Annotated in this window: 2 protein-coding genes; both read right to left on the reverse strand. The window is 63.8% G+C overall.

Annotation, left to right across the window (positions count from 1 at the left end; all coding sequences use genetic code 11):
* Positions 1–727: 727 nt before the first annotated feature.
* A complete protein-coding gene (locus ACZ4M3_RS35275) occupies positions 728–877 on the reverse strand; it encodes a hypothetical protein (protein WP_467739722.1) in 150 nt (49 codons plus the stop codon).
* A 100-nt stretch (positions 878–977) separates the two neighbouring features.
* The gene (locus ACZ4M3_RS35280) at positions 978–4,904 is read right to left on the reverse strand and encodes a polymorphic toxin-type HINT domain-containing protein (protein WP_467739725.1); all 3,927 of its coding nucleotides are present in this window, start codon (positions 4,902–4,904) and stop codon (positions 978–980) included.
* Positions 4,905–5,373: the final 469 nt, after the last annotated feature.

Raw genomic sequence — 5,373 nt, forward strand, 5'->3', positions numbered from 1 at the left:
AAGCCCCAGCCGAACAGCGCCTACCCAACAACCACCACACTGACATCACGCTGCCGAACCAACACCAACAAAAACCCACAGATCATCAGCATGGCAGTCAGCGAAGGCGATGTCCGCAGCAGAACAGCCTGCCGTCGCTCGTGGGAGCGTCGGGGCGGATCCAGTTGCCTCGTCCACCGCCAGTACGGTCCGTCTGTCGGCCATCCTCGGCAACGGTAGGTCCGCCAGGCCACGACGCAAACGCGTCGGTTTGGTCAAGCCCTGACCCACAGCCGGGTACAAGGCGTCGGGGGCGCGTCGACGCTCGACCGTCGATAGCACGACCAAGGTGTTCACCGGCCGGTCCGCGCAAAGGACGCCGCCGATGAGCGCGGAGAGCGTGTAGCCCCGGCTAAAGAGGCTCTCGCCAAAATCGACCCGAAAGCGGGACAGCCAGCACAATGCTGCCTGCGGGCACGGCGATGGGCAAACCTACAGGCAGCGGCCTTTCTTTCGCCCTTCCTTACTCGACGTTTCGAAGTGTGAAGAACGGCGCGTCAGACGTTTCGGATCCCGGGGCTCTCAGCAGGCCCAGTGACCAGCGACGTTGAACGTCGAGCTAAGCAGCCCTCCGTTGCCTCATACGGTGTTGGTCTCCATAACCCGACCCCGCTGAGGAAAGTCCTCAACAGGGCCGGGCAAATATCACAACAAAGGCAGAGAGGTTTCAGAAATACTCTGGCTGCCCTTAAGGAGCTTCATGCAAATCCGACTGGAGCTGCCGCCAGCGTTCCTGCTGATCTTGCCAAGCGGCGCTTTCATATATGGCGCGCTTCGCCTCTGTCAACGAGATACCAAAGCCGCGAGAAATCACGTAGATCGTTTCGATCGGCGACATCCCAGCCTCCCTTAGCTCCCGAAATACGGTTTCCCGTTCTACCCCTGCGTTCGCTCCTATACGTGCCGCCAACTCGTCCAGTTGAGGCCGATCCATTGCTTTACTCCCCTAGGATCTTCGCGACATCGAGGGTCATCGAATCGAGGCGCTCGAATCGACTTCCATCCTTTCGGATGATATGCCGTTCATAATTGAGGATGACCGTCTTGAATCCTTGCGACCTAGCCTGAAGCGCGAGAGCGTGCTTCATCTCTCTAATCGCGTCGGGCCCAATCGGGGCGCGGGCCAACCCCTGCGTTCCCCGCGGAAAGACCATTAGCCCATCCAGATGGACCGTATCTCCGACAATCCTCGCATCACCCATGGTCTCAATCGTCTGCCCTCCGACCTCGAAGGCATTGTACCAATTTTCCCCATCGGCGAAAGGGGCGCAGCTGTTATGCACCAGTACCGGGGTGGAACCCGCAAGAACGAAGAAGCTGTGAAGATCACGAACGCTGAGGTTGAAGGCAGGCTGGAGGCCCGTCCAATGCCGAATACTAGCGATCTGCGCCGTGCTGCCATCGGGGGTACGGAGGGTGTCCTGCGGAGTGAGTTCGGCCGCGTTCTTCCACTTCTTTTCACTCTCGGACCAGAACGGGTGGTGGTCGGTGGTCGTGATCAAGCCCGCGCCACTGGCCTCATTGAGCGCGACATCAGTGAAATCGCGGTCGTCCGGAGTGTAGATCGTGGCGTCGACTCGGCGGGGGCCAGAGTCTCCGGTTACCGGGTCGGCAGCGAACACCTGGTCGCCGATACCGATCTGTTCGATCGGGCGGATACTGCCGTCTCCCATGAGGACAGCCGTGCCAGCGGGGAAACTGTGCATCTTCGGTACGACACAGGACGGCGGCACTCTGCCGGCCTTTGATGCCTTGACCGCGTCCTCGACGCCCTCGGCGCCCTTCTTAAGCAGTCTGAGCTTGCCAACGGGAAGGACACCGGCGACCGCCATGGCGCAGCCGCCCCAGGTGGGGTCTTCTATGCACCGCTGAATGTCGGCGCCGCCAGACAGTTCCCAGGCGCCCTTGACTAGGAGTTTCGCGAGTTCAAGGTCGGGAGCCGCGAGGACGACCTGGTCGGGGTCGGCTCCTGCCAAGCACGGAGGAACGCTATCCCGGTTGTAGGGAACAATGCACTTCGGCTTCTTCTTTTTCTGGGCCTCAGCCTCCTTACGATAAGCCTCTTCCGCTTGGCGCTGGGCTTCGGCGATTTCAGCCTCACGCTTCTGCTTGACGTCAGCCCAGGCTTGGGATGCGTAACCCTCAGCCTCTTCCTTGCTCTTGCCGGCCGCAATAGCCGAGTTGCGGGCCTGCGTCGCAGCCCCATCCGCCTCGATTGCAGATCGACGAGCGTAGCTTGCGGAGAAGGCCGCCTGTGCTGCGGATGCCTCGGCGCTGTCGGCGTCGCGACCCGCTGCGGTTGCAGCGTTCCGGGCAGCCGTAGCGGATTGTTTGGCCTTGGCTTCGCTCTTGGTGGCTGCTTCGGCGGACTTCTTGGCGCTGGCGGCGTAACCGTCGGCGATCTGGGCCGACTTTGCGGCCTCACCGGCGGCGGTCAGGGCTTCGGCTGCTGCCTGGTTGGCGGTGGCGGCGGCTTCGGCTGCGCGCCAACGGTTGGCTTGAGCCAAGGTTGAGACGATCTCGCCCTCGGCGAGCAGCCGTTCGATCTGAAGGCGGTGGTGTTCGGTGAGGGCGTCCTTACGTGCGGCCATGTACTGGCCGACCGAGACGAACTCGTGGAGTTGTTCAGGGCTGCCCGCAAGGGCGGTTTTGGCGGCGGCCTTGACCTCTTCGCCCCCCGAGGTGACGAGCTGTGAAGCGATCACCTCTTCGTCGGAGAGTCGGGCGGAGTACTGGCCGACGGCGAGGAAGGTGGCCAATACCTTGCCGTTCCCGTTGGCCAGGGCCGCCTTGGACGCCTCCTTCACGCTTGCGCCGCCGGCATTGTTGACCTGGGAAACGGCGACGACCAGGTCGTCCTTGCCCACGTCGTACTGACCGGTGGTGTAGAAGTCTGCGATCTGCTGGGGTGAACCCTTGAGTGCTGTTGCCGCACCCTGCCGCACAGAGGCGTACGGACTGGAAATGCTCAGTTGCAGGACCGCGTCTCGGGTCTCTTCCGTTCCGGCCTTCTTCCAGCCGGTCCGCAGATACTCAAGGACTGCCTCGTCCGTGCCGGCCAGGGCTGTGGCGGCCGCCTGCTGATGCCAGGGGCCCCGGAGCTTGAGGGCGTCCAAGGCGAGGTTGCGTCCCTTGGCGGCCGTGGCCTTCACATCCACGCCTGGCTTGGCCGCTTCCACGGCCAGCGCGGCGGCGGTGGTGTCCAAAGTACGGGCCTGCAGTGCGATGGCCGCAGTCTGAGAGGTGAGCCGCTCGGAACGGGCCTTCTCGGACCGGGCACGCTCCAAGGCTGCATCGGAGCGGGATGCGAGTTCTTGCGTCTCAACATCCAGGGCAATCTGGTGAACCGTCTTGGCTGTGGCGACCGCGGCTGTCGCCGCATCGGCGGCTTGCTTCGCTGCCTCCGCCCACTTGCGCGCATCGGCTGCAGCGCTTGCGGACTGCCCTGCGTACTTGGCCGCCTGCTCGGCTGCATCGGCAGCCTTCTCTGCGTGGTTTGCCGCAGAGTAGGCCGCGTCGCGGGCTTCGTAGGCAGCCTGCGCGGAGCGGCGGGCGAGCGCACCGGCGCTGTTGGCGGCACGGTCCGCGGCGTTGGCGTGTCGACGCGCCTCTGCGGCGGCAGCGCTGGCCTCGGCTGAATGTGCGCCCGCAGCGTCCGCATACCCGTTGGCGGCATCGGCCGCGTCTGCGGCCGCATTCGCGTTCGCGCTCGCACTCCTTGAGGCATCGGCCGCGACACCTGCGGCCTGGGAGGCTCGCCCGGCCTGCTCCGCTGCAAGTGCCGAGGCTTTGGTGAGGAAGGCCATGTTGCGGGCCACGGCGGCGGCCTGTTTGGCTTGTTCGGCCTTACCCGCATCACCTGCCGCGGCGATCGCCGCGTTGTAGGCGGTGTTCGCCGCGTCTGCGGCGGAAGCAGCGGCGTTCGCGGTCTGGGCAGCAGCCAGGGAGGCCCTGCGCGCCGCCCGGCTGGCAGCGTTCGCAGAATTGATCGCCTGTTGGGCTGCCGAAGCCGCGGCGCGAGCGGCGTCGGCGGCTTGCTGTGCCTTGACCGCGGCCCGCTTGGCGTCGTTGCGGGCCAGCTCTGTCTCGTGAGCAGCCTTCGTGGCAGCTTCTTTGGCGAGGGCGGACGCGGCCACCGCACGCGCGGAAGCCTCCTCCGACTGCTTCGTCGCCGCCTCCGCCTGCAGACCGGCCTGCTTGGCCTGCTCGGTCAGCTCAGCGATCGTCGAATGTTCCTGGTCCCGGTTGCGCGCGATGAACTGACCGACATCCAGGAACTCACTGATGTCATCTGCGGTGCCACGCAAAGCAGCCTTACCGGCAGCCTTCATGTTCGGGCCGCCGGAATTGATCAGCTTTGATATTTCTACTTCGTTGTCGGTTTCACGCGCCGCGAACTGACCCTCTTCCAGGAATTTGGTCACCGCTTCAGGTCCAGCCTGGAGCGCTACCTTACCCGCTTCCTTAACCCCATTACCGCCGAAGTTGATGACCTGGGAAGCTTCAACCTGACGGTCCTCTTCCAGCGGTTTCTGCCACCCGCTGCGCAGATATGTGTTCAGCTGCTCCGGTGTTCCCTGCAACGCGGCCTTCGTCGCAGCACGCACAGCGGGACCACCAACGTTGAACACGCGGCTCGCATCGACGTAGTCATCGTCATAGCGAATGGCGGCAGCCCCGTCGAGGAACTTCCGAATATCCTCTTCCGTCCCTGAGAGCGCCCTTTCGGCCGCCTCTCTGATTCCAGCTCCTCCAGCCTGCATCGCGGCGACCGTCAGGGCGCGATCCGAAGCGAACTGGATGTCCTCCGTGTCCTCATCAGCACTGGCCGGAGCAGATCCCATCAGACCCAGGAGCAAAGCCATAGGCAGGGCAACGCTACAAACGCCTCTGCTGCGCCTCGCAGCTGTTCTCAATCGCTTTTCGGAGCCTGACGCTCCGAAAGCGGATTTTCGCAGTTTCATTTATCGATTCCCCCCATCAATGCACATTTACTTATCATGGACAGGTCACATCCACGACGGAACACGCGGCTTGCACTACGCTTCTCAGCCACCAGAGTGGGCCAGGCGTGGCTGGAACCCTCCCCCGACCTCAACGGGGATCACCGAAGAGGCGCAGGCCCACCCGTGAGGGGTTTGACCCTACGTTGATCTTACATATGCTTTACTTTCAGTAAACCTACGGGCGCCGCTCTGTGTCGGCCCCGTCTTGGACCAGGGGGAAGAGCACATATGGAAATCACCCATGCCCGCAAGGCATTTGTCGCCGGACTGGTGGGCGCGACCGCAGCCCTCGTCGCGGTGACCACGCTCGGCGTTGCCCACGCCGGCC

Source organism: Streptomyces sp. NPDC026522 (assembly GCF_055567555.1).

Coding starts and splice junctions, on each gene's coding strand:
- ACZ4M3_RS35280 (WP_467739725.1), bottom strand. CDS start 4,904: ATGGCTTTGCTCCTGGGTCTGATGGGATCTGCTCCGGCCAGTGCTGAT.
- ACZ4M3_RS35275 (WP_467739722.1), bottom strand. CDS start 877: ATGTCGCCGATCGAAACGATCTACGTGATTTCTCGCGGCTTTGGTATC.